At 31.6% G+C, this 20,830-nt stretch carries 22 protein-coding genes, 1 pseudogene and 1 other annotated feature; of the genes and pseudogenes, 7 read left to right on the top strand and 16 right to left on the bottom strand.

Going from position 1 to position 20,830, the window contains the following annotated elements:
• Nucleotides 1-4: 4 nt before the first annotated feature.
• From abc-f to AC22L0_RS08855, 4 genes are all read right to left on the bottom strand, one after another.
• Nucleotides 5-1,633: a ribosomal protection-like ABC-F family protein gene (abc-f, locus tag AC22L0_RS08870; RefSeq protein WP_002103136.1), complete on the bottom strand. Its 1,629-nt coding sequence runs from the start codon at nucleotides 1,631-1,633 to the stop codon at nucleotides 5-7.
• A gap of 451 nt (nucleotides 1,634-2,084) precedes the next feature.
• Nucleotides 2,085-3,068, bottom strand: coding sequence for a sensor histidine kinase (locus tag AC22L0_RS08865; RefSeq protein ID WP_087967816.1), 984 nt, complete (start codon nucleotides 3,066-3,068; stop codon nucleotides 2,085-2,087).
• Nucleotides 3,065-3,772: a response regulator transcription factor gene (locus AC22L0_RS08860; RefSeq protein ID WP_000239000.1), complete on the bottom strand. Its 708-nt coding sequence runs from the start codon at nucleotides 3,770-3,772 to the stop codon at nucleotides 3,065-3,067. The genes AC22L0_RS08865 and AC22L0_RS08860 overlap by 4 nt, the downstream gene beginning before the upstream one ends.
• Nucleotides 3,773-3,899: 127 nt before the next feature.
• Entirely contained in the window at nucleotides 3,900-4,814 is a 915-nt protein-coding gene (locus AC22L0_RS08855; protein WP_087967818.1) for an acetamidase/formamidase family protein, read from the bottom strand.
• A 150-nt stretch (nucleotides 4,815-4,964) separates the two neighbouring features.
• On the opposite strand from AC22L0_RS08855, the gene AC22L0_RS08850 reads away from it, so the two are divergent.
• Nucleotides 4,965-5,393, top strand: a complete 429-nt coding sequence (locus AC22L0_RS08850) for a cell wall hydrolase (RefSeq protein WP_001128402.1) — start codon at nucleotides 4,965-4,967, stop codon at nucleotides 5,391-5,393.
• Between the two features lie 59 nt (nucleotides 5,394-5,452).
• Here the strand turns inward: AC22L0_RS08850 and lysS are convergent, their stop codons facing one another.
• Together lysS and AC22L0_RS08840 are read right to left on the bottom strand one after the other, a co-directional pair.
• The gene (gene lysS / locus AC22L0_RS08845; RefSeq protein ID WP_000558624.1) at nucleotides 5,453-7,006 is read right to left on the bottom strand and encodes a lysine--tRNA ligase; all 1,554 of its coding nucleotides are present in this window, start codon (nucleotides 7,004-7,006) and stop codon (nucleotides 5,453-5,455) included.
• 82 nt (nucleotides 7,007-7,088) lie between these two features.
• Nucleotides 7,089-7,345, bottom strand: a binding site (T-box leader).
• A gap of 72 nt (nucleotides 7,346-7,417) precedes the next feature.
• A complete protein-coding gene (locus tag AC22L0_RS08840; protein WP_000551047.1) occupies nucleotides 7,418-7,588 on the bottom strand; it encodes a DUF2197 domain-containing protein in 171 nt (56 codons plus the stop codon).
• 144 nt (nucleotides 7,589-7,732) lie between these two features.
• Between AC22L0_RS08840 and AC22L0_RS08835 the strand changes: the two genes are divergently transcribed.
• Complete coding sequence (locus AC22L0_RS08835) at nucleotides 7,733-8,635, top strand: SMP-30/gluconolactonase/LRE family protein (RefSeq protein ID WP_000492419.1); 903 nt, start codon at nucleotides 7,733-7,735, stop codon at nucleotides 8,633-8,635.
• Nucleotides 8,632-9,333 carry a class I SAM-dependent methyltransferase gene (locus tag AC22L0_RS08830; protein ID WP_001079476.1) on the top strand — a complete coding sequence of 234 codons (702 nt, stop codon included), beginning with the start codon at nucleotides 8,632-8,634 and terminating at the stop codon, nucleotides 9,331-9,333. The genes AC22L0_RS08835 and AC22L0_RS08830 overlap by 4 nt, the downstream gene beginning before the upstream one ends.
• 253 nt (nucleotides 9,334-9,586) lie before the next feature.
• Here AC22L0_RS08830 and AC22L0_RS08825 read toward each other — a convergent pair whose 3' ends face one another.
• From AC22L0_RS08825 to AC22L0_RS08810, 4 genes are all read right to left on the bottom strand, one after another.
• On the bottom strand, nucleotides 9,587-10,216 hold the full coding sequence (locus AC22L0_RS08825) for a class I SAM-dependent methyltransferase (protein ID WP_000397591.1): 630 nt from the start codon (nucleotides 10,214-10,216) through the stop codon (nucleotides 9,587-9,589).
• Between the two features lie 234 nt (nucleotides 10,217-10,450).
• On the bottom strand, nucleotides 10,451-10,948 hold the full coding sequence (locus tag AC22L0_RS08820) for a DUF421 domain-containing protein (protein WP_000547583.1): 498 nt from the start codon (nucleotides 10,946-10,948) through the stop codon (nucleotides 10,451-10,453).
• A gap of 191 nt (nucleotides 10,949-11,139) precedes the next feature.
• Nucleotides 11,140-11,280 carry a hypothetical protein gene (locus AC22L0_RS08815; protein WP_487272280.1) on the bottom strand — a complete coding sequence of 47 codons (141 nt, stop codon included), beginning with the start codon at nucleotides 11,278-11,280 and terminating at the stop codon, nucleotides 11,140-11,142.
• Between the two features lie 227 nt (nucleotides 11,281-11,507).
• Nucleotides 11,508-12,374, bottom strand: a complete 867-nt coding sequence (locus tag AC22L0_RS08810) for an alcohol dehydrogenase catalytic domain-containing protein (RefSeq protein WP_227751904.1) — start codon at nucleotides 12,372-12,374, stop codon at nucleotides 11,508-11,510.
• 171 nt (nucleotides 12,375-12,545) lie between these two features.
• Between AC22L0_RS08810 and AC22L0_RS08805 the strand changes: the two genes are divergently transcribed.
• Entirely contained in the window at nucleotides 12,546-12,788 is a 243-nt protein-coding gene (locus AC22L0_RS08805; RefSeq protein WP_033667972.1) for a hypothetical protein, read from the top strand.
• 27 nt (nucleotides 12,789-12,815) lie between these two features.
• On the opposite strand, the gene AC22L0_RS08800 is transcribed toward AC22L0_RS08805, so the two are convergent.
• The 5 genes and pseudogenes from AC22L0_RS08800 to AC22L0_RS08780 all read right to left on the bottom strand — a co-directional run bounded on the left by AC22L0_RS08800 (nucleotide 12,816) and on the right by AC22L0_RS08780 (nucleotide 16,910).
• Nucleotides 12,816-13,019, bottom strand: a complete 204-nt coding sequence (locus AC22L0_RS08800) for a hypothetical protein (protein ID WP_000538968.1) — start codon at nucleotides 13,017-13,019, stop codon at nucleotides 12,816-12,818.
• Between the two features lie 363 nt (nucleotides 13,020-13,382).
• The gene (locus AC22L0_RS08795) at nucleotides 13,383-14,015 is read right to left on the bottom strand and encodes a type 1 glutamine amidotransferase family protein (RefSeq protein WP_001193605.1); all 633 of its coding nucleotides are present in this window, start codon (nucleotides 14,013-14,015) and stop codon (nucleotides 13,383-13,385) included.
• A 74-nt stretch (nucleotides 14,016-14,089) separates the two neighbouring features.
• Nucleotides 14,090-15,052 (bottom strand): helix-turn-helix transcriptional regulator, encoded by a 963-nt coding sequence (locus AC22L0_RS08790; protein WP_001124139.1) that lies wholly within the window; start codon nucleotides 15,050-15,052, stop codon nucleotides 14,090-14,092.
• A gap of 63 nt (nucleotides 15,053-15,115) precedes the next feature.
• Nucleotides 15,116-15,424, bottom strand: a pseudogene (locus tag AC22L0_RS08785) (helix-turn-helix domain-containing protein); the annotation flags it as partial.
• A 106-nt stretch (nucleotides 15,425-15,530) separates the two neighbouring features.
• A complete protein-coding gene (locus AC22L0_RS08780) occupies nucleotides 15,531-16,910 on the bottom strand; it encodes an aminotransferase-like domain-containing protein (protein ID WP_000280133.1) in 1,380 nt (459 codons plus the stop codon).
• Nucleotides 16,911-17,037: 127 nt separating this feature from the next.
• Here AC22L0_RS08780 and AC22L0_RS08775 point away from each other — a divergent pair, with 127 nt between their 5' ends.
• Together AC22L0_RS08775 and AC22L0_RS08770 are read left to right on the top strand one after the other, a co-directional pair.
• On the top strand, nucleotides 17,038-17,976 hold the full coding sequence (locus AC22L0_RS08775) for a DMT family transporter (RefSeq protein ID WP_087965870.1): 939 nt from the start codon (nucleotides 17,038-17,040) through the stop codon (nucleotides 17,974-17,976).
• Nucleotides 17,977-17,993: 17 nt separating this feature from the next.
• Nucleotides 17,994-19,685: a M3 family oligoendopeptidase gene (locus AC22L0_RS08770; protein WP_087965868.1), complete on the top strand. Its 1,692-nt coding sequence runs from the start codon at nucleotides 17,994-17,996 to the stop codon at nucleotides 19,683-19,685.
• Nucleotides 19,686-19,699: 14 nt separating this feature from the next.
• Here the strand turns inward: AC22L0_RS08770 and AC22L0_RS08765 are convergent, their stop codons facing one another.
• A complete protein-coding gene (locus tag AC22L0_RS08765) occupies nucleotides 19,700-20,428 on the bottom strand; it encodes an AraC family transcriptional regulator (RefSeq protein WP_087965866.1) in 729 nt (242 codons plus the stop codon).
• Nucleotides 20,429-20,480: 52 nt separating this feature from the next.
• Between AC22L0_RS08765 and AC22L0_RS08760 the strand changes: the two genes are divergently transcribed.
• Nucleotides 20,481-20,828: a hypothetical protein gene (locus AC22L0_RS08760; RefSeq protein ID WP_000899730.1), complete on the top strand. Its 348-nt coding sequence runs from the start codon at nucleotides 20,481-20,483 to the stop codon at nucleotides 20,826-20,828.
• Nucleotides 20,829-20,830 lie beyond the last annotated feature (2 nt).

Below are 20,830 nucleotides of genomic sequence, written 5' to 3'. Positions count from 1 at the left end.
TACGTTATAGCTCCTTAATCTGCTTCGTAAGTTCAATAAACCGTTCATCCAGTGCTTTATATTCTTTGTCTTTAGAAGTTAAAAAGCTTAATTTTCCTAATACTTCTTGTCTCTCTGTTTCTAACGTTAAACGTAGCTCTTCAATATCATCTCTTGTTTTAGTAGGTTCTTCTAGCTGCTTTTGTATCGTATTGTTTGAAAACACGAGTTTTGTGTTAGTTGTTTTCTCCAGAAAATATCGATCGTGAGATACAATTACTAATGTTCCGTTATACTCAGCTAATGTATTTTCAAGTTGTTCACGTGAAGGTAGATCCAAGTGATTCGTCGGTTCGTCTAAAATGAGTACATCTTTTTCATCTAAAATATAAGCCATTAGCTTACACTTTACTCTTTCTCCCATACTCATATGCTCAATCGGCTCTTTCCATTGAGACGCTTGGAATCCTAAATGTTTCATTAAATTTTGGACTTTTCCTCTTTCTTCAAACGTCTCTTTAAAAAATAAATTTTCTGGTGTTTTATCAAGCGGTAAATCAAAAACTTCTTGTGTTAAATAGCCGATGTTTGCTGAAGGTGAAATCCATATTTCTCCTTCAGCAGTTTCCGTTCCCATAATCATCTTCAGTAATGTTGTTTTCCCACTACCGTTTGGTCCAACAATCGCAACTTTCTCACCGTGCTGAATTGTAAAATTAACGTTTTCAAATAATACTTTCCCATGAAAGTCTTTTTTTAATTGCTTTACTTCTAAAAAACGTTTTCCTACTTTTTTGTTCGCTTGAATAGAAAACTCAACTGAATACTCTTCTTTCACACGTTCTACTTTCGTTTTCTCCAGCTCTTTTTCAAGTCGTTTTCGTTTTGACTTCACTTGTGCATCCATTCGCTTCGCTTTTACACGATAGAATTCTTTCACACCTTCTTGTTTTGTAGACTGCGCGTGTGCCTTTTGTGACCATGAACTCAATTCTTTTATATGTGTTTCTACTTGTTCTATCTTTTTTTGCTGCTTTTCATATTCACGCTGCTGCGACTTTCTTTTTTGCTCACGTGCTTTCATGTAGCTCGTATAATTACCACTATGCTCAATTAATTTTTTGTCCTCAATTGACCATATTTTTGTTGCGACGACATCTAAAAAATATCGATCATGTGATACAACGATAACTGTACCTTTCATGTTTTTTATTTGTTTAATGAGAAATCCCGTACTGATCTCATCTAAATGATTTGTCGGTTCGTCTAATATTAAGACATTAGGATTTTCAGCAAATCCTTTTGCTAATCGAATTTTCAGCTTTTCACCACCACTTAAAGTATGAAAATCGTTCGTTGGCACGCCCCATTTCGCAAGAAGTTCTGCTTCTTTTGCAATTACATCATTACTAATAAAAGATTCTATTTCTTGCTCAACATATGCGGTTGTCATATTCATTTGCTGCCATTCAACAATCCCTTTTGAAGGCTCAATCTTTCCATTTATTAATTGAAGTAACGTTGATTTACCAGCACCGTTTTTACCAATTAATCCGATAACATCCCCTTGTTTTACTGTCACATTCATTTTCTCTAACAACATATTTTCTTTTATTTCAACATAAACATCATTTAATTTTAATAGTTCTTTCATAATACCGATCCCTTTCATTAAGGGAGAATAAAAAAATCCTCCCAAATAAATTTGGCAGGATTAGTCGTTAAAATATTTACACCCAAATAAGCTATTACGTAACATAAATAGCAATACCGTTCTATGGAAATTGGGCAGACTAATCCTATTTTTTAGAAATTGAAATTTATTGAATTTCAACATTTAAAAATAAGATTAGTTAATCATCGTCCACCCATCATTCCTTTCTGTCATTAATAACCATATTGTACCATGATAATACTGTATGCGTAAATATTATTATTTGTACTTCAAAAGCAATTATTTTTCTTCAAGTTTATTTTTACAATTTCATGTGCTCATATCTTTAATTTTTACTAATTTGTATCATTTATTCATATGAAAACTTTTTAAAAAATACAAAACAAGGCTAAAAAACTTATCTCCAACGTTCTTTAGCCTTGATCACTTTTTACACATTAAAAAACATTACTCGTACTACCGTACCTTTATCAACTTCTGAATGGATTTCTACACTATGTCCTAATTGCTTCGTAATTTCATATACGAGATATAGCCCCATTCCTGTTGATTCTTTAAAATCTCTACCGTTTTCTCCTGTAAAGAAAGGTTTGAAGACTCTTGGTAAATCTTGCTTCGGTATACCTACGCCATTATCAGCAATTTCAAGTATAACGGTATTACCTTCCTTACAAGCTTTCACTTTAATCTTTTCTCTACTACCTGATGAATATTTAATCGCATTCGATAGTATTTGCCCAATTAAAAATTGTAACCATTTCGCATCACTTTCTACAGTAATGTCCTTATCAATTTCAAGCTCTGGATATACAAAATTCCGGATAAAGAACCGTTTATGCTCATGTACCGAATCATTCACTATTTTATGTAGTTGTACTCTTTCTACATAAAAATCTTGTGTAAATGCTTCTAAACGTGCGACATACAGAGCCATTTCTAATCCCTTTTTTAATCGATCAGTTTCCTCATTTATACTTTCAAAACGTGAATCTACTTCATCCTGTGTAATTAATTCTATTACAGATAAAGGTGTTTTCATTTGATGAATCCACTGATTCATAAAGGTTAAATGGTCATTATTTTTTCTCTCTTGCATTTGCAGCTGATTTTGATAATGTCGATATTGCACCTCAAGTAGTTCTTGAAGAGCAACCGATACAGCTGCAAAATCAGATTTTTGAACAGATTCATCCAAAGATTGCATCGGGTTTGCTAAGCGCTCATAAAAAGAACGATGTGTAAAATAACGAAACACTAAATAACTTCCTATAAAGAAAACACCTAGAAACATTGCATATAACGCCGTTGTAATATGATTATGCCCATCAAACCAATATACGAGAAATATAGCTAGTAGTTGAATTATAGTAAAGCAAATAAGTGGTATATGATCACGTATAAACAACCTTATCATTTTTCTATACCAGTATCCCAAGTAATATGCAATCTATATCCAACACTACGAATCGTTTCAATCGCACCTTCTATATGTAACGTTTGTAACTTTTTACGCACACGTGTTGTATTTACACTTAATGTATTATCATCAACATAAGATTCACTATCCCATAATTTATTAAGTAACACTTCTCTACTCACAACACGCGGATAATTTTTCATTAATGTCTCTAATAAAATAGCTTCGTTTCTCGTTATATCAATCTCTTCGTTTCTAAGTTTCAATACAAGTCTTTCAGGATATAAACAAAGGCCTTGTTGCTCAATCATTCGCTCTTCTAGTTTCGGTGCATAATCTCCATATGCACGTCTTAAATGACTACGAATTTTCGCCACTACAACTTCATAATGAAAAGGCTTCGGAATAAAATCATCGCCACCATTTTCTAACGCCATAACTTGATCCATCGTGCCTTCACGGGCCGAAATGAATAGTATCGGACATGTAGAAACTCCGCGAATTTGACGACACCAAAAGTACCCATCAAAACTCGGTAAATTAATATCTAATAAAACTAACTCTGGTTGTTCTTCTAAAAAAATGTTTAATACATTTTGAAAGTCCGATACAATAACTCCTTGATAACCATATTTCCCAACATGTGTCGATAATAGTTCTGCAATTTTCATATCGTCTTCTACAATCATAATTTTGACCATTATTGAACTCCTTTTTAATCCACAATCTCAAATATACTTATATAAAATAAATACTACCTCTTTTCACAAAATCCGTAAATTAAAAAAAGGATGCTTTTATACAAAAGTATCCTTTTTCGTCCCTTATCTATTTAATATGAAATTTACTAAAAGTAAATCCTAGTTTCTCCACATAATCCATTCCTAGTTCCATACGCGCTGTTTTCAGCGGATCTACAACTTGGCAAACTTTTAAATTACCTGCTGCCGATAATAAAAGCGTTGCATCAGCTTTAGACATTGCTAATTCTTCATGTAAAAATGTCACCATATTACGTACAGCACGATTTGCTGCATCATCTAGCAATTTTTCTGAAGCAATCGTCATTACTTTTTCTTTTTGAATAGCCATTGGTAGTGGCCATTTTTTCCCTTTTATAATTTGAACTGTTACAGTTACCTCACCAGCAACCTCTACTCCACTAACCCCAATTTCACCATCCCCCATTGCTGCGTGTAAATCGCCTAGTGCTAATAGGGCACCTGGAACATTTACTGGTAATAATAATGTTGTCCCTTCTTTTATCTCTTTACAGTCCATATTCCCGCCGTGATCATGCGGTGTGCCACATGAAATGCTCTCTTTTTTCGGCGCAGTACCAATTACCCCAATCATTGGATTAATCGGGATTTGTAGTTCACTTGAAAACAAAACATGTTCGTTATGTATTGGGACAATTTTCACTGTATTTTCATTTAACTCATCCCCCAGTACGCCAAGGTTTGCACCTGTAGTTAAAACGCCCTGCTCTGCAATTTTAATCTTTTCAATCGTTACGGCTAATATATCGCCAGGTTCTGCTCCTTTAACATATACAGGTCCAGTCGCTGGATTAATTCGGTTCCAATCTAATTCTTGAAACACAACATCTTCAGAATCGATTTGATTTTCAAAGCAATCATATGTTTCAAATACAAGACTGCTCCCAATTTCCACTTCCATACAAGGCTTATTTTCTGGTGACATTGAGTAAATGATATGGTCTTTATGAATTCGATACATAATACCTCTCCCTTTTATATTTATCTACTATTACTAATTAGCTCTTTTTATACAAGCTCCTCTTAAAATTAAATGTTATTTTCATGTAAAAAAGCACGCAGATTGTTTTATAACATACACTCTTTACTATAACAGAAAGGTGGTATCACTATGCCCCTTATTCCATACAACGAAAGTGATGTTGATTTACTAGCTCGTTTAATTCGTGCTGAAGCTGAAGGCGAAGGTCGCCAAGGTGAGGAGTTAGTTGGATGCGTTGTAGTAAACCGTGTATTTTGTGATTGCTTAGATTTTAAACAACTCCGTACCGTACGAGATGCTGTATATCAAAGCCCCGGCGGATTTGAAGCAGTACAATATGGATATTTTTATCAACGCGCTCGTGAATCAGAAAAAGAAATCGCACGAAAAGTTTTACAAGGTCAATGGCGCTGGCCTGCACGATGGGCTCTTTGGTATTTCCGTCCAGTTGGAGCTTGTCCACCTGAATGGTATAATCAGCCATTTGTAGGACAGTTTAAAAGCCATTGTTTTTATGAACCAAGTGGTGATGAATGTCCGAAAATGTATTCACGATAGTAAAATTTGCAACGCAAGTACTTAGAAATTTTGGTACTTGCGTTGCTTTTAACTGTGTTTTAGAAATCTAATAGTGTGATGAATTTTTCTATGCCTACTACATGTATTAATAATGGTATACGAGGACCATTTGATTGATTCATAATGAGCTTATATATAATAGTGAATAATTGTTTTTGATTTTCTTTCATTATTTTTTTATTTTCATGATGACAAATCGCATATAATTGCTCCATTAAGTTAGAGTAATCTTTATTAGAACGAAGTATTTTACAAACTTCTACTAGCCATTCTTTCTGCCTTTCATCTAATGTATAGTAAAACTCTTTATTTTTCTCCTGATTTACCGCAATTAATTTTTCAGATTGAAAGTTTCTTATCCAATACTCTGCGCGATTACTTATCGCTCTCATTTCATCTAATGCATAGCTCCTATCTATTTTCTTTAATATCCCCTGTAAAATCGTAGAATCAAAATTTAATAATGGTAACGTTCCTGCTACTTGATTAAATTTCGGATATTCTTTAAACTCGCTATCAACTTTAGAGAGTTTAATTGCATCAAATAAATCTTCATTTTTGAGCGTTTTATTTTCATAGCTATCTTTCAATCGTTCATACTCTGTATAATTACGAATCACATCTTCATCCAACCCAATATGAAAAGCAGCGCCTGGTTTGTATTTGGCAAACATAAAGAGAATTACTTCTGGTATATACACTTTCAATAAATCGCTTGGTGTAATGCTATTCCCTGAAGAACTAGACATTTTTTCATGATTCCCTTTAATACCAATGAAATCGTAAGCAACGTAATGAGGCGCTTCACGATTGAATATTTTCCTTGCAATTTCTTTCGATACATTATAACTGCCTGTTTCTGATGAATGATCTCTTCCACCCGGTTCAAAAATAACATCCTCTATCATCCATCTCATCGGCCAATCGATTTTCCAGTTTAGTTTCATTTTATTTGTATTTAATACGGATAACTCTTTTTCATTTCCGCATTCACATTCATACCGGACTGTTTTTAATACTTCATCAAAATGTGTAATAGTTGTTGTATCTTTTCCACACCTCTCACAATATAATGTAGCTGGATAAAAATCGTTTCGCTCTTCTTCACTAGACTCTCCAGTTTTAAAATCCATTAAAATATCATATATTTCTTTTCGTTTATACAAAGCCTCTAAAATATTTTTGTTATACCTTCCGCTTCTATATTCATCATATTGATAAATAAATTCTACTTCAATTCCAAATGCTTGAAGCGATTTTTCAAACTCTTTTTCAAAATGCTCCGCATACGAGTTATGACATCCAGACGGATCTGGAATATCACAGTATGGCATACCAATATACTTTGCAAAAGATGGATCAATATTTTTTGGAACTTTTCTAAATCGATCATAATCATCCCACGAAAATATAAAACGAGTCTTTTTCCCTAAACCTTGAAGTGCTCTTACTACGAAATAAGTCGTTACGATTTCACGAAAGTTCCCAATATGAACAGAACCTGAAGGACTAATTCCAGATGCACAAACAAACGTTTCTTTATTTGGATGTTTCCTAATTAATTCATGTGCTACTTCATACGCCCAATGCATTTATTGCTCACCTCAATTATTTTTTGTTTTCGTATTCTCAGTTTTATGCAATAAAAAAACTCCCACCCCCAAGATTATTCATCTTGAGGACGAGAGTTGTTAGCTTCGCGGTACCACCTCAGTTTGTTAATATGTCACCATATTAACCTCTTCAGGTACGGCAAAATATGCTTATACCCTATCTCTATAACGGGAGAACCCGTCGCACCATCCCTAAATAAATTAGTTCCTTGCGCAGCTCCAAGTCTTTTTTCGTTAAGATGTATACCGCTCTTTCTCAGCTACCAGAGCTCTCTGTACGTATTCTTTCTTAACTACTCTTCTCTTCCATGCCATTTTAAATATTAGTTTTTTAATATGATAATTTATAACACTTTTATTGTCAAACTTTTCCGAATCAAAAACATATAATTACCTAAAAAAATTCTTTATCGCTTCTAATTGAATTTTATGACTACACTCATCACAACAATATGCCCCGTTTGGTTTTTCTTTAAATCGCTTATATTTTTCACTGCCTTCGTAAACACGAAATATATTCTTACAAGAAAAGCAAACAATCTCATAAAACATCATATGCATTTTCCTCTCCTTGTTTATACACTTTTTTAATCACTTGTGAGAAGGTCATTTTTCTACAGCATAAATTTTAATATCCTTTGACTAAAAGGTTTACCTCTATTCTTATCGAATTATATTAATATCTTATAACGCGAGGTGAACATCTTGTTCAGTAATATAGAATTAGTTTTAGATGCTAAAGCAAGTTTAGCTGAAGGACCATGTTGGAATGAAAAAAAGCAACTTTTATATTGGGTTGATATTATGGAGAGAAAATTATGCATATACAATCCTACCGCTAATACGAACCGAGTAATTGCACTCAATCAACAAATCGGCTGTGTTGTTCCATATTTAGAGGATGTACTACTCTTAGCTATGGAAAAAGGCTTTTATTCTATTAATATAAATACCGAAAAACTGACACATATTTTTGACCCTGAACCACATTTAATAGAAAATCGTTTCAATGATGGAAAATGTGATCCAGCTGGTCGTTTCTGGGCAGGTTCTACAGATACATACGGTATGAATGCTGCAGGTTCCTTGTATTGTTTACATCATAATTTAAGTGTAGAGAAAAAAGTTTCACATGTAAATACATCAAATGGAATTGCTTGGTCACCTGATCATACATACTTTTACTTTATAGATACACCTACTAAAAAAGTGGTTCGCTATCAATATAATATACGTACTGGAGACATTCATAATCCAATTGATGTAATCATTTTCTCTGAAAATGATGGTCTACCTGATGGTATGACAATTGACGAAGACGGCTGTTTATGGATTGCACATTGGGGAGGTTCAAAAATAACTAGATGGAATCCATCTACTGGAGAACAAATATTAAATATTCCAATTCCAGCTTTATATGTAACATCATGTACATTTGGAGGACCTAATTTAACAGATTTATATGTTACAACAGCCAGAACAAGAATGACTGATGACGAATTAAAAGAGTATCCACATGCTGGTGGTATTTTTCGAATTCAAACAAATGTTAAAGGCTGTCCCACCTATTCATTTTGCAATAAAAATATTGGAGCTGAAACAATGTGAACCGTATCGATTACATAAGACAAGAAGAAAAGAAATATCACGGCCTTTGCTATGAACAATATAAACTATTTGAAATTGGCTCTTGGCTGTACAAACCGGTTAAAACAGTTATGGACTTGATGGATCACTTTGAAGGACAAAACAACTTGCAAGTACTTGATCTTGGCTCTGGCATCGGTAGAAATAGCATTCCAATTGCACAAATAATAAAAAATTATAATGGCACTGTTACATGTGTTGATTTACTTGATTCCGCTTTAACAAAGCTAAAAATTTATAGTAAAGAACATGATGTATTCGAGGTTATAAAAACAGAACAAGCAGAAATTGAAAACTATCATATTGACTCTAACGCTTATGATTATATCGTTGCAGTATCAAGTTTAGAGCATGTTAAATCAAAAGAAGATTTTAAAAAAGTGCTCCATTCTATGAAACAAGGGACAAAAAACGGCGGTATTAATTGTTTAATTATTAACTCTAACATACAAGAAATTGTTTTAAAAACGAATGAAGAATTAGAAGCTTTAATTGAAATTAATCTCCCAACTGATGAAATGATACATCTATTAAAAAGTATTTATAAAGGATGGAAAGAAGTAAAAGTTGAAATAAAAGAATTAGCTTATAATATGGTTCGTAATGAAAGACACATTCAATTAAAAACAAATGCTATAACGTTTGTAGTTCAGAAATAATCGTATAATAAAGATATGGTTATTTCTCTCAGATTTATTTTTATTGCACGAAATTTGCAAGTATAAATATTTATGAAACAAAAAAATAAAAGAGCACTTGTTTCCGCAAGTGCTCTTTTGGGGATTTTGAGATACCCTATTAACGAAAGTTAAGGTTACTTAAAGTTAAAAGGTATTTATATTATATGCTTGTCCTTTTTATTTGTGCATAATCAATATATAAACATCTTTAATCATTCTTAATAACTTTTAGTTATCGTTCTTTCATACATTTTATCATTAAGAAATTGATTGAAGGTTTATTTACTATGTTCTTATTTGGTTCATCAATTTCCGAAACTTGTACTAATCCATATTGATTAAAATCTTTTTTTATAGATTCAGAATCATAGAAGAACATTTTTACACCTTCCATTATCTCATAATAATCTTTATCCAACTGTTTTCCTTTTCCGTACATGGGAGCTTTTTTAGAAACAGTTGTAAAAACCATATATCCTCCTGGTTTTAACTGATTATAACAATCTTCAATAAATTTCTCTCTTTCGTGTCCATTCAACAAATGAAGAAGTGCATGACTAAATATCCCATCATACAGTTTATTATCAAAAGGCATTTTGTTTACTGAACCGTGATACATACTAACATCTTCTAGTCCGTTTTCTCTTGCTAAATCGATCGCTGTTTTCGAAATTTCAATACCTGTTACATTTATACTATTTTCGATAAATACCTTTGCGTTTCTACCATATCCAATACCGGGAACTAATATGTCCTTAATGTTCTTTTCTAGAAAAAAATCTTTTGTTAAAATTGCAGATTCTGTAGGTTCAAATCCCCACATTGTTTGTTTCTCAATAAAACTTGATTCCCAAAATTCCATTTTATTTTTATCTCCTTATTCTTATCTCATGTTTAATATCACATGAAAGACCTATTTATTTTAACGTTGCTTTTTTCACCACAGTCACTATAGCTCCATTGAATATAGCATATTAATAAGCCTATATCTAATTTAAAGATTGGCTGAATATCTATTCTAAATATTAACTTTTACATTTAGAAAAAATAAAAAATGCCAATAATTCAATTGTATATTGGCATTTCACATAAGAAATTATCTTTTTATTTTGTGCTGATCTAATGTTTTTTCTAACATTTCTAAAGTTATCGGTTGAGCTTTCTCTATTAATTGATAACCAATACGCCCATTCGGCTCAGCTGTAACTTGCTGCAAAATCTTTAAATCATGTATTCCTTTTTCTCTTAATTGCATATAAAGTTGTTGTTCAGACATTTTTGCCTTCATCAAGTTCGCTTTAATAATCTCTCCATTTTCAACAATTACAAAGCTACTGCCATTTAGGAATTGTTCCGCCTTCCTTGATTTCAGTTCAAAGAAATGAATGATAAGAAGTACGCTTGCAAATATTACAGCTGCAAATATAGATGGGACTACTTTCCTACTTAATACAGGCTCTACAATAATACGCGCAATTGATACTACTATAATGATTTCAGCTCTTGTCATTTGGCTAACAGATTTACTACCTGTCATTTTTAATGCAAGAATCCCAGTGAGAATTAAAATAATGCTTTCAACAATAATATGCATAATAGCCCAATCCTTTAATGGTAAATGTTATTAGCATTCTAGATGCACTTTAAACTTTTTGGTGAAGATTAAAACTTACATATATAGAAAATGGATCTATTTAGATCCATCTTTTTTCAATAAGAATTTGATGATCTATTTTCTATTGTCAAAAAAACAAAAGCACCCAAATGGATGCGTATAGATTAAACTTATTCATTATTACTTTCTCCACTTTGATCATCAACTGATTTCGAGTCTAACATGCTGCCTATATCAGGCGGTAAAGCTAGCTCTATACCAGCTACTGGTTGATTATCTTCATTAAACCATAGTTTCTTAAATTTACTCAATTCTTCATTTTTCTTATTTCCATCCATATTACCCCGCCTTTTATGTACGTGATATTAAATACTTTACTTAATATGTACATTGAGAAAGATAATATACGATTTGTACATAATGAAAGAGCAACAACCCGTTGTGCCTATTAAAAATTAACAAGTACATGCTACTCCTCGTTTTATTATCATATTAATGACAAAATATATGTGAGCTACGTGACAAGTACGTTGTCATTTTATTCATATGAGACAAATACTTTTAAAGGAGTAATTATTCCTTGACTTAATTCCTCAAAACATTTTTCAAGTGCAGTATAATGAATTTCATGTTGAAAAATCTCTTCTATCCATGGCGTCTGTTCTATTTGACTAAAACACCAATCTGCATGTTTTTGGTAACCATATCCATCACTTGAACCAATGATTTTCAATTCTTTTCGATAAAAGTCGGCGGTTAATGTTAAGTCTTCTATATTACCATCAGAAAGAATACATATCGCTCTATTACTATTAATAGCCTTTTGTAATGTGTGAAACCCTCTATTTGTAGCAAAACATTCCAAACCGTAATTATATGTTTCTATTATTTGTTTTTCTGAATCAAAGAGGTTTTTCGCACCAAACTTCTTTGCAAATTCTCTTCTATTTTTATTAGGCTCAACAACATCCACATGCTCAACACCTATATAGTATTTTAAGAAATAACAAGCGAGTAAACCGATAACTCCCATTCCAGTAATAAGAACTTTTTCATCCTGTCGTAGGTCTAGCTTCAATACCCCTTTAGCAGCATCACACGAAAGAATAGATAATAAAGCAACTTTAGGTTTTATATAACTAGGCACTCGAATTACTTTATCTCCCTTTACTATTCCTATCGTTTCATGCCCATAAAAAGAAACTACTTTATCACCTACGTTTAAATTTGTTACTTTATTACCAACTTGAATAACTTCACCATAACTTTCATATCCAGTTTTTCTAGGATAGATAGGATTTGTATCTGAAACATCCCATTCTTTATACTGTGGTAACTCTGCTCCAATACTTATTGCACCTGCGATTGTTTTTACGATAATTTCATCATCCTGTATAGATTTAATTTCGCGCGTTTCCCACTTAAGCCGTTTTGGTCCTTCTAAAACTAATTTATTTTATTCCATTTATAACCCTCTCATTTTATAAAAAAATATTCTCACTACATTTCAAACAATGTATAATAAATTCATCTAAAATTTAAGCTATAACGTTGGCTAGCACCCAACAGTGATAATATGATAATTGAATTTGATAGATATGGAATTAATGAGTATGTTATTGGCTTTAACTGTTCTCTACACGAAATACAAACAATGTATTTAAATGTTAAAAGTGAAGAGTTATCTAACGAAGATCTTCTAAGCTTATTTTGTGTACGGTATCACTATGAAAAACTCCCCAAATTACTACAAGAAGAAGTCCTAAGCGATGTTGTCATTGATTTAGATACAGACTATATTTATATCCCTAATAGATAACAATACACTAGATTAAATGAATAGAAATTATGATTCAGCTAAGTGTTTAATAACATAAGTGAATGCCCAAATTAATGTCGCAAATTGAGTGACAAAATACATTGTCCATTCAAAACCAGTCAATTTTCTCTCTCGTCTAACCCTTTTTAAATATCTGTAAAATATAAATGTACTTAAAAACATTAGTAATAACGATAATTGCTGTAAATCATCGACTATACGTACCCCCATAGACTCCATCACCCTCCTATTCAAAGTAAATGCTATACTTTAAGGATATCACCTATTGGTAGTTTATTTCCATTTTGTTTTTATATAAACAAAAAGAGCACTCAACAATTGAGTGCTCTAAAAAGTATTATCGTAACACTTTTCTTCTACTTTTTATAACTCAGTTCTATCACTTCCGGTGTATGATTGTTATCATATTTCCTTTTATAGAGGTAACGTCAGGAAAATACGAATATACAACGTTAAGGAATTTTCATTACTTTATAACCATTTTTAAGTTATATTCAATAACCATGCTTTGACATTGTCTAGAGCATGGTTATTTTTTAAATAAATATAAATCTGCTTAGTTGATTTTTTAGTTCAGCAATTTATTGAATTCATTAACTGGAAGAAGTATTCAGGTTTGTGAGTTTTATTTAGGTTATACCATGAATGTAATGTATCTGGTGCAAATACATCTAATTTTTTCAGTACTTCCATCGCAAATTCCAGAGGAGCTATTCCTGATGCAGTAACTAAATTCGCATCAGATACCGCAGATCCCAACTCATAGAACTTTTCTCCTTTATAGTTAGGACATACCATTTTAGTGTATTCTAAATTATTAGTTGTATGCTTTCTAGTATCTAAGTATGCCATATTTGCAAGGGCCTCAGTTGCACCACAAATTGCAGCAACAATAGTACCAAACTTTAAAGCTTGGCCAACTCTTTCCAAGATAGGTTGATGAATCTCTTCACTCCAAGTAGTCCCTCCTGGTAAAATTAAAAGATCTTTACTCTCAAAAGTACATTCATCAAGGGAAATATCTGGTTTTATGCTCAGTCCCCCCATAGTAGTAATCATTTCTTTATTAGCTCCTACTGTAATTACTTTTAAAGGTACTAAATCTTTTTTAAAATATCTTCCTGAATTTAGTTCGGTAATTAAATATCCATATTCCCAGTCCGACATTGTATTAAATACATATAGAAAAACTTTTTTTGTTTGCATCCCATATCACTCCAATCACAATTGATATGGATATTATAATATAACTTCCCTGACAGTTAACGTCAGGGAAGTTATCATACTTCATGAAATTTTATTAATTCCGACAGAACTTCAATAAGTCTTTTCTTAAGACTTATTGGCTCAATAACTTTAATAGATTTATTGTACGGTAAAAGTAAATAAGGTACATATGTATGTATCATATCTTTTTCAAGAAGAAAAACTGCTTGATTTGAAGTTCGCACTTGTAAATAATGTCCTAAAAACCAATGTCGGCAAATATCATCCAATACACTTTTATCCCCACTAATAACCAAAGAAATAATCCCTTCCTTATCTTCTATAGTTGGAAGAAGATTTTTTATAAAAAAGTCACGTGCTGAAAAATTTTCTGGCCGGTTAAACTTATTTTCGGTTAGCATTAAATTTTCAATTCGATCTACCCTAAAACTACGGATATCATTCCTAAGATGACAAAATCCAATCACATACCACCTATTATTCCAATAGATAATTCTGTACGGATCGACCAATCTATAATTTAATTGCTTTTTCCCACTTTTATAATAAAGAATTTTTACTGAATACCCATCAGTTACGGCCTCCTCCAACTCCTTCAAAAAATGTTCCATAGAGGATGAACTAAATCGACTTATTACTTCTAGACTACTTAAATGTCGGTTTATCTTTGCTTCCTGCTCTTGATTTGAGTATTTACTTAGTTTTGAAATGGCCCTATTTAATGCTTCACCTCCATAATATCCGGCTTCTTCTGCAAAAACAGCAGCGTGAAATAGTGAAGTTTGCTCTTCAAAATCAAAAAAAAGAGGAGCCTCAATAAAATTGTTTAATAACGTGTATCCACCGTTATGTCCTGGTTCTGAAATTATAGGTACACCACTTGTTGAAATTGTATCAATATAACGATACACAGTCCTTATATTCATCTCTAACTTTTCTGAAATTTGTTTTGCAGTAATTTTTTTACCTGAGCGAAGCATCCATAGAATCGCTAACATATTATCAATTTTAGGCATGTAATTCCACCTCTCTATGGAATTTATCCCTTATTATATATTTCTGATTTTTAGTATAACTCATCAACTGTTCCTTTCCGATAGCTTTCTAAATAATGAGGCCCTAGACACATTTGTAATTTCACAAATTTGATTTACATTCATATCTACCTCTTCATAAAGCTTTACTGCATAATTCATTCCTGCATGATTTTTATGGTATTTCTTTAACCAACCTTTAAATTTCCCTTCTTTCTTATTCAGTTCAATCCCTTTATGTTTCCACCTACGGATCAGATCACGTTCTAATTGGTTTACACCCGCCATAACCTTAATTAAGCATTGGCTTTAGGAATTATCTTCTAATAAATCGATCCATGTATCTTTGAAGGATTATAATTATCATCCTTATTATAATATTCAGTTACAACAATAGCTTCAATTATTATAGCGATACACACAAACAAAAGAATTATTTTGCGTCTCACAACAAAGCTACTTATTCATTTTTTTCTTTTTTAAATTGGAAGGATATATGTTCCAATTGTTTGATTTCCTCTATTATTTTACGAATTCCTTCTTCAATCCTATCTTCCTTTACATTCGATACGTTTAACTTTAATAGTCTTTCTTTCGGAAAACCTCTCACATAATTTTTATCAATTGTATCAATACTTATTTGTTTTTCACTTAGTCTTTGGAAAAACATTTCTGAAATACTCGTTTTATGTAATTTTAAACAAGTATGAATTCCAATTGTATTATGCTTTTTATATGTGAATAAAAGTGGGTTTTCACTATGAGTTCTTTCTAGTGTTTCTGCTAATTTTTTAGATCTATTGTGATAGGAAGATTTAATTTTATTTTTATGACGTTCAAACATACCACTCTTTATATAAATTTCTAAAGCCGCTTGAGAAATCATCGGACTATCAATATCTAGTATTTTTTTGTATGTATAGAAAGCATTTGCAATGGATCGTGGGATGACCGCAACTCCAACCCGTAAACCTGGAAAAATAATCTTCGAATAACTTTTCAAATATATGACATGACTACAATTATCCAAGCTATATAACGGATCTGCTTTTGAATCAGTTTCTAAATCTGCTAAATAATCATCTTCCACTATAAATACATTGTATTTCTTAGCCAATAGTGTGATTTTTTCTTTCTCATCTTTAGAATAAGACGTTCCAAGCGGATGATGATATCTCGGTATCGTATAGAAGAATTTTATTTTTCCAGTTTGAAATATTTGCTCCAATTCATTCAAATTGATACCTTCATTCGTACGTTTAATACCGATTACAGGAACTTTATTTATTTCTAGATAATCAATATATAGATGATATGTTGGCTGTTCAATTAATACAGTTTCATTTCCATTCGGAAATGGTATAGAAGTTAATATAGCAAGTGCCTGCTGAACACCTGACGTTATAAAAATATTTTCTTCTTTTGTAAAGACTTGATAATTTGCTAGTTGTTTTTGAATAACTGGTATTAAAGATGGTAACCCTTTCGGCGTTCCATATACAAACAAATCATTTTTATACGTATCAATAGCCTTATTAATACAATGTTGAAAATCTAAATATGGGAAAACATCTGGATCTGGTGCTGAAGAAGCGAAATCAATTATCACGTTATTTTCTATGGTATTTCCAGATTTTTTAACAACGTAGTACCCACTTTGAGGCACGGAATAAATAATATGACGCTTTTCTAATTCGTGAAGTGCTCGTATAACTGTTGCTTTATTACATTCATATTGTGTAACGAGTGACCGTATAGACGGTAATTTCTTTCCTTCTTTTATCACTCCATGTTGAATCATGTTTTCTATATCATTTAAAACATGTAAATACTTATACATTATGACACCTCTTACGTTTATTTTGTACCGGTACAGTTTGTATTTGTTCACATTGTAGCACTAGATCAAAAAGATTACTATGTACGTATACTGGCCAGTAAGAAATTAACTACTATGAGGTGAAATTATGAAAAATACAACAAAAGCATATATATCAGCATTACTCTATTCATTTATTATTGGATTTTCCTTTTTATTCGTGAAACTAACACTAACCATTACAAGCCCTCTTGATACTCTGGCTCATCGTTTTACAGTTGCTTTCATAGCAGCAAATATTCCGGTTATTTTTGGATTCATAAAGTTAAATATATCATTAAAAAACATACTTTCCCTTTTACCAATTGCGATATTTTATCCAGCACTTTTTTTTGCTTTTCAAGCTTTTGGCTTAGTGTATACAAGTTCATCTGAGGCGGGAATTATACAAGCGGCGATCCCTATATTTACGATGATGTTAGCTTCCTATTTTTTGAAAGAGTATACGAATACATCACAAAAAATCTCTGTACTCATCTCCGTCATCGGTGTCATTTATATATTTATAATGAATGGTCTAGGGGCTTATGAAACTAGCGTCATCGGCGTTATTCTTATTTTGTTATCGGCATTATCATCTGCTTTCTATAATGTATTAGCACGAAAAATGGCGAATAATTTCAAGCTAATGGATTTAACCTACACAATGACAGCGATTGGCTTTATTAGTTTTAATTTAATTGCTATCGTCAGCCATATAAACAAAGGGACATTAACTATATACTTTAAACCATTTATGAACGGAACATTTCTTATTTCCATTTTATATTTAGGTTTGCTATCTTCTTTACTAACCGCATTGTTATTAAACTATTCGTTATCTTATATTGAAGCAGCTAAAATAAGTGTTTTCAGCAACTTATCTACACTTATTACAATTATCGCGGGTGTTGTATTCTTACATGAACAAATCGCATACTATCACATCATCGGAACAATCTTGATTGTTCTTGGAGTAGTGGGCACAAACTTCTTAGGAAAAAAAGGGATTGTAGTAAAGAAGAAGAATACTTCCTTAAGTAAATAAAAAGTGAGGGATATATATTGCAACGTGTAAATACGATTGATATTAGTAATGTACTAGAATTAGAAAATACTCTTTCTACTTTATTAAATGAAGTGATTTCTTCCAAGCTAGAACTTGAAAACTGGTTAAAAAAACAATCTACTTTCATTTGGGAAATTGAAGAACAATTAAAATCGCACTATATCGCTTTCCAATGTAATACAGATAATAAAAAAATTAAAGATACTTACGAATATGATCAACAATATGTACGACCTCTTTTGAAACGTTATCAAAATTCATTTGATAATAAATATTTAGAGTCACCTTTTCGAATGGAACTTGATCTAAATACGAATAGCTTACTAAATAAAAAAATAAAGAATGCGCAAACATTATTTTGTGAAAAGAACATTGATTTAGAGATAACTGAAGACAAACTAGTAACAGATTACTTCGAAATTACAGGTGGTTTAACTGCACTATGGGACGGTGAAGAAAAAACAATTACTGAACTACAGTCTTACTTACAAGATTCAGATCGTGATATACGAAAAAAAGCAAAAACGCTTATTTCCGAAAAGTTCTTATCTGTTGAAGATAAATTACAACATATATTAAATGAATTAATCGTAATTCGTCACCAAAAAGCAAAAAACATTCAGTTAGATAATTATCGTGATTATATGTTTAAAAAACATGAACGTTTTGATTATACGCCTGATGACTGCTATGAGCTTGCTGAATCTATTCGTAAATACGTAGTACCACTTATTGATAAAATATTTAATGAGAAAAAATGTGAACTTCAAGTAGATACCCTTCTTCCATGGGATTTAAAAGCAACCGCACCAAATCAAAAAGCATTAAAACCTATCGAAGACGCGAGTGATTTAATCGAAAAAAGTTCTCTTATTTTACACAAAGTAGATCCTGAATTTTCTACATTACTGGACCGTATGCATAAAAATAATTGCTTAGATTTAGAAAGTCGTAAAGGAAAAGGACCAGGAGGATTTTGCGAATATTTGCCTGCTTCTCAATTATCTTTTATTTTTATGAATCTCAATCATACACATTATGATGTTACTACTTTCCTCCATGAAATGGGTCATAGTATTCATAATGATTGTATGAAGCAGTTAGAGCTTCATAAATATTTAGAAATCCCTTCAGAATCAGCAGAACTTGCTAGCATGACAATGGAATTGTTTTCGATGGAGTATTGGGATATTTTTTATGAAAATAAAGAAGAATTTATAGAAGCAAAATTAGATTTCTTTAAAAATATTGTTAAGTATTTACCACAAATGCTTATCGTTGATCAATTTCAGCATTGGATGTATGAAAACCCTAATCATACCGCTAAAGAAAGAAATGAAAAATATTTAGAATTACATAACGCTTACCAATCGAACATCGTAAATATTGAGGGTTATGAAAATTGGATCGCAACTGGCTGGTTACCTGTACTACACATATTCGAGATACCATTCTATTACATTGAATATGCAATTGCACAACTTGGTTCGCTACAAATGTATAAGCAATATAAAGAAAATCCTAAACAAGCACTAGAAAATTATAAAAAAGCCTTATCATTAGGTAGCTCTAAATCTTTACCGGAAGTATATAAAGCAGCTGGAATTCGTTTTGATTTTTCTGGCGAAACAATTAAAGAACTAATGTTATTTGTAGAGGGCGAATTAGCGTTACTTGAACAATTGTAAGAAGGTAGCTGTTCCTATATTTTAGGTTCAGCTTTCTTCTTTATTTTATTTATTAATTCTATGTACTGAGAATCACCATATCCGATTTTTGGAAAAAGTTGAAACAACTTTATTAATAATTCTTGATTTGATAAACCTTGATTTTTAGAGATAAATTTCATTACGATATTATCTTCTTTTAGCATTTCTAAATATAAATCTATAGCTTGATACATTACAGGTGGTACTTTATGATAAGTCTTTTTATGGTTTACTAATACTTCATTGTATATAGTAGAATAATCCCCCAATTCAATTTCAATTTGATTTACTTTAAATTCATCCTCCCTGAAACTATTTAAGTATACTTTCCCTTCATAGCACGACTGCTCAAGGTATGAAAGTAAAGTAAGTAGATTCATTTGGCAAAACATATCTTCACCGAACCATAAAACAATACATTTATACTTTTTCGCAAATAGATTTTCTAACGGATCTATAACTTTTTTTGCATAATTTTCGACTGAACTGTTATGACCTTCTGCTCTTATTTTAATAAACTCTTCATCAAAAACTTGTGCAGTAACGCTATTTACACACATGGCCTCGTTAAATGGGGCATAATCAGACTCACCCATTAGCTCCTCCGTTTTAAATTCTTCATACATCATTTGACCATTCAATATGTTAAGTACATCTTTATCAAATAGCTCACTATTCTTATTACGTAACTGTTCAACCTCTAATTTTCTAGAAATATTCATTTTGAACTCCCCTTCTTTATTTATATTGAGTTTAACAAATGATTGAATAGGCATGTTGTTCGTTGGTATTCTCTTGGATTCATTCCAAAAATATTTTTACATATTCAATTTAGCCGTTCCTATTTATAGTGCGATAGAATATTCATTTGCTGGAAATGGGAATATCATTGACTATGAACATTCTATTACAAAAGCACTATTTGAAGGCTACCAAGAGGAAAATGAACTACCAAAAGAGATGATAGACAAGTTTCCATTATTTATTAAATTAAAGGAGATTTTTGAATATAGCTTAATGCATATGTATTGGGATAAAGAAGAATTAACGGAGGAACAAGTACGGATAATAAATCTTTATAGGTTAAAACTTGAAAATAATTATTCTTTAATAAATATGTAAAG

It is taken from the genome of Bacillus sp. LQ01, assembly GCF_057624735.1.
The sequence above is the reverse complement of the archived record's forward strand: the minus strand, read 5'-3'. Positions and strand labels throughout refer to the sequence as shown.

What these genes read in the sequence shown, in the direction of transcription:
- AC22L0_RS08860 (WP_000239000.1), bottom strand. Translation starts at nt 3,772, where the DNA reads ATGGTCAAAATTATGATTGTAGAAGACGATATGAAAATTGCAGAACTA.
- AC22L0_RS08790 (WP_001124139.1), bottom strand. Translation starts at nt 15,052, where the DNA reads ATGCCTAAAATTGATAATATGTTAGCGATTCTATGGATGCTTCGCTCA.
- AC22L0_RS08800 (WP_000538968.1), bottom strand. Translation starts at nt 13,019, where the DNA reads ATGGGGGTACGTATAGTCGATGATTTACAGCAATTATCGTTATTACTA.
- AC22L0_RS08820 (WP_000547583.1), bottom strand. Translation starts at nt 10,948, where the DNA reads ATGCATATTATTGTTGAAAGCATTATTTTAATTCTCACTGGGATTCTT.
- abc-f (WP_002103136.1), bottom strand. Translation starts at nt 1,633, where the DNA reads ATGAAAGAACTATTAAAATTAAATGATGTTTATGTTGAAATAAAAGAA.
- AC22L0_RS08850 (WP_001128402.1), top strand. Translation starts at nt 4,965, where the DNA reads ATGCCCCTTATTCCATACAACGAAAGTGATGTTGATTTACTAGCTCGT.
- lysS (WP_000558624.1), bottom strand. Translation starts at nt 7,006, where the DNA reads ATGCATTGGGCGTATGAAGTAGCACATGAATTAATTAGGAAACATCCA.
- AC22L0_RS08840 (WP_000551047.1), bottom strand. Translation starts at nt 7,588, where the DNA reads ATGCATATGATGTTTTATGAGATTGTTTGCTTTTCTTGTAAGAATATA.
- AC22L0_RS08805 (WP_033667972.1), top strand. Translation starts at nt 12,546, where the DNA reads ATGATAATTGAATTTGATAGATATGGAATTAATGAGTATGTTATTGGC.
- AC22L0_RS08865 (WP_087967816.1), bottom strand. Translation starts at nt 3,068, where the DNA reads ATGATAAGGTTGTTTATACGTGATCATATACCACTTATTTGCTTTACT.
- AC22L0_RS08855 (WP_087967818.1), bottom strand. Translation starts at nt 4,814, where the DNA reads ATGTATCGAATTCATAAAGACCATATCATTTACTCAATGTCACCAGAA.
- AC22L0_RS08825 (WP_000397591.1), bottom strand. Translation starts at nt 10,216, where the DNA reads ATGGAATTTTGGGAATCAAGTTTTATTGAGAAACAAACAATGTGGGGA.
- AC22L0_RS08795 (WP_001193605.1), bottom strand. Translation starts at nt 14,015, where the DNA reads ATGCAAACAAAAAAAGTTTTTCTATATGTATTTAATACAATGTCGGAC.
- AC22L0_RS08760 (WP_000899730.1), top strand. Translation starts at nt 20,481, where the DNA reads ATGTTGTTCGTTGGTATTCTCTTGGATTCATTCCAAAAATATTTTTAC.
- AC22L0_RS08775 (WP_087965870.1), top strand. Translation starts at nt 17,038, where the DNA reads ATGAAAAATACAACAAAAGCATATATATCAGCATTACTCTATTCATTT.
- AC22L0_RS08780 (WP_000280133.1), bottom strand. Translation starts at nt 16,910, where the DNA reads ATGTATAAGTATTTACATGTTTTAAATGATATAGAAAACATGATTCAA.
- AC22L0_RS08765 (WP_087965866.1), bottom strand. Translation starts at nt 20,428, where the DNA reads ATGAATATTTCTAGAAAATTAGAGGTTGAACAGTTACGTAATAAGAAT.